General features: G+C 61.1%; 3 protein-coding genes and 1 pseudogene. All 4 read right to left on the bottom strand.

Translation table 11 applies throughout. The features are described 5' to 3' along the window. Positions 1-700: type 4a pilus biogenesis protein PilO (locus tag QN350_RS19430; RefSeq protein ID WP_323517159.1), on the bottom strand; the 700-nt coding region annotated here is incomplete at its 3' end. A gap of 1 nt (position 701) precedes the next feature. Next, positions 702-1,343, bottom strand: coding sequence for a hypothetical protein (locus tag QN350_RS19435; RefSeq protein ID WP_322138020.1), 642 nt, complete (start codon positions 1,341-1,343; stop codon positions 702-704). Between the two features lie 101 nt (positions 1,344-1,444). Then, positions 1,445-2,497, bottom strand: coding sequence for a type IV pilus assembly protein PilM (gene pilM, locus QN350_RS19440; protein ID WP_322138021.1), 1,053 nt, complete (start codon positions 2,495-2,497; stop codon positions 1,445-1,447). Between the two features lie 24 nt (positions 2,498-2,521). Continuing rightward, a pseudogene (locus QN350_RS19445) lies at positions 2,522-2,784 on the bottom strand (prepilin peptidase); the annotation flags it as partial.

Raw genomic sequence — 2,784 nt, forward strand, 5'->3', positions numbered from 1 at the left:
GGGTCGGCGTCGGCGTCGGCGTCGGGGTCGGGGTCGGGGTCGATGCCGCCGCGTTGGGATCGATCAGGACGTAAATGTAGCCCCCGAGGGAGTAGTCCATCGCCTGGGACGAATCTCCGCCACCCGAAATCTTGTTGATCAGAACGAGACGATCGCCGGCCTGCATCCGGCTGACGAAGTCGATAACCTGCTGCATCGCACCATGCACGGCCACCGTGATGGGGATCGCCACGAAGTTGCTTGACGTGATGAGTGTGGTGGATGCAGGTGGGGCGACGGCGACGGCGGTGGCCGGACTTGTCGGTGCCTGAGTGCCGGTCGAAGCCGTCGGCTCCGTTCCGGAAGTGGCCGGTGGCACGTACGCGACGGGGGTCCCGGGCTCGAAGCTCACCAACGAAATGCCCGAGGCGGCCGCGGTGTCGCTCATCTGTTTCAGGAGAGCCGGGTACGCGGTGTCGGCAGGGACGGACTTCTGCAGTGTGGCCAGTGTCGAGGTAAAGGAATTGATATTTGCACTGTCCTTGACGAGGCTGTCGAGGACACTCTGCTCCCTGTCGTTGGCAGCCGCAGCCGTCTCGCGCTGGGAGTCTGCAGCTCGCGCAGCATCAAGCTGCGGTTGAATTCCAATGAAAAACCCAAGCACAAGCACGCCGACCATGGCAATCACAGTCGCCAATATGACAAGGCGTCCCTTATCCATGTCATTCACCTTCCTTCGGGGCGAATCGCTTGTCGAACGCCGTCGGGTCGAGGTGCAAGGTTACCGTCGTGAGATAGCTGCCCCCCTCGGTAGCCTGCGTGATTGAACCCACCTGCACGTCCGAGACGCCGCTGACAGCCCCGAGACCTGCGATCCAACTCGACGCGTCTGATACCGAAGCGCTCGCTGCATCCAGCGTGACGCCCGCAACGGACGGTTTCGTCAGCGGATTCGCTGAGACTTCATATGTCGTGAGCGGGCTCACAGAGTCGATTGTGAGAGTTGTGAGTTTGGTGTTCGGCGGCGTCACCGTCGCCACCCTCTCCAGGAAGCCCTTCCAATCGATCTCCGTCGCTCCTCCGACGTACTGCGCCGCACGCGTCAGTGCGGTCCGACTTTGAACGACGCGAACCGGGGCGTAGATCAGTTCCTGCTGCGCGATAGACGAGGTGCGATTCTGTTCATCCTGCAGCCGGGTCTGAGCGGTGGTAGCGAACAGTAAAGCGGCAGCGACCGCTACAGCGACGCCGACGACGACTAAGAGAAGCGCGATGCTCAGCCTTTGGGCAACTGCTGTCTGTCGGCGACTCTGCATTACCTCGGGCGGAATCAAATTGACGCGGGGCTCGACCCACTGGGCCACGGAGTCAGACTTGGTGGCCCGCCTTGACCGAGAATGACCCTCATCGGGCACTGTAGCGGGCTCTCTAGCGGGCTCTTTAGCGGGCTCTTTCGCGAGCGTTGTCATGCTGCCACGCTCCCCAACGCCAAGCCCAGGGGCACCGCGAGTGAAACCCCATACCGCGCGGCTTCAGCCCGATCAACACCGCGACCCAGGGTAACCGCAGCAAGCGGGTCACCGATCGAGACCGGCAGTCGGGTGAACTCGGCCAACGCTTCCGCGAATCCGGTCAGCTGTGAACCACCGCCACTCAACACGATCGCCGTGACCGGGTCGTGAGGACGCGTGCTCGAAAAGTAAGAAATCGTGTTCCTCAGGCTCGAAAGCATGTCCTTCACCAGTTCATAGATGACCCCGACCTGATCTTGCTCGGTCTGATTCCCCACGCTCTTTGCGAGGCCCAGACGTTTTTTGGCCTCGTCTGCCTCGACGATGCCGATCCCCAGCCGTCCCGCTATAGCACTTGTGATGTCAAACCCTCCTGAGGAAATGATCCGCACAAACTGAGGGACGCCGTTAGAGGCAACCGTGACGCTCGTTGTGCTCGCGCCGACGTCCACAATCGCTACCGTCCCGGCACGACGCTGCCGGGTCACCAGTGCACGGTCGAGCGCAAATGGAATCAGATCGACTTCGACCGGTGTCAACCCCGCCAACTGCACGGCCTTCACATTGCCGAGCACTGCATCCTTGACCGCTGCAATGAGCAATCCATTGACCATGGTTCCGTGATCACCCACGGTTTCCGAGATCGGAAAGAAGTCCATGATGGCATCGGCGACCGGGAGCGGCAGCATGTCCTGCACCGAAAAAGGCAGTGACTCCCTGATGCGACTGAGTGGGGCCTTGGGCACACTCAGGTCGCGAGCGAAGACGCGCTGATTACCCATACCGAGCACTACCCGCTTGCTCTTGAAACCGCCCTCATGCCATAGCCGCTTGAGAAGACCGGCGACTGTATTGGGTTCCACTACTTCACCTCGGCGAACCGCGCCTTCGGGTACGACGACCACGTGGAAGCGCACCAACCGGGGTTTCAACTTTCCAGCATCGGCCAATTCGACCGCGCGGATGTATTCACTGCCGATATCCAAACCGACGATCGTTTTAGCCATCCTCAGTTCCTTCCTGCCCGCGCGTCACAACGTGAGACCAATGATTCCGAAGTACCAATCGGCGATGACCTCGCCGAAAAAAACGCCAATCCAAGCCCCGATGAACATCCAGGGCCCAAAAGGAATGCCGCTCCCGCGGGAAGCGCGCTTTGTGACGAGCATGAAGATGCCATACACGCCGCCCACCAGAAAGGCGGCGAAAGCACCCACGACGAGCGTGCTCCAGCCGAGCCAGCCGAGGAATAGTCCGATGACGCCGGCAAGCTTGACATCCCCCAACCCCATCC

The organism is Cryobacterium sp. 10I5 (assembly GCF_035019865.1).
Lineage (GTDB): Bacteria > Actinomycetota > Actinomycetes > Actinomycetales > Microbacteriaceae > Cryobacterium > Cryobacterium breve_A.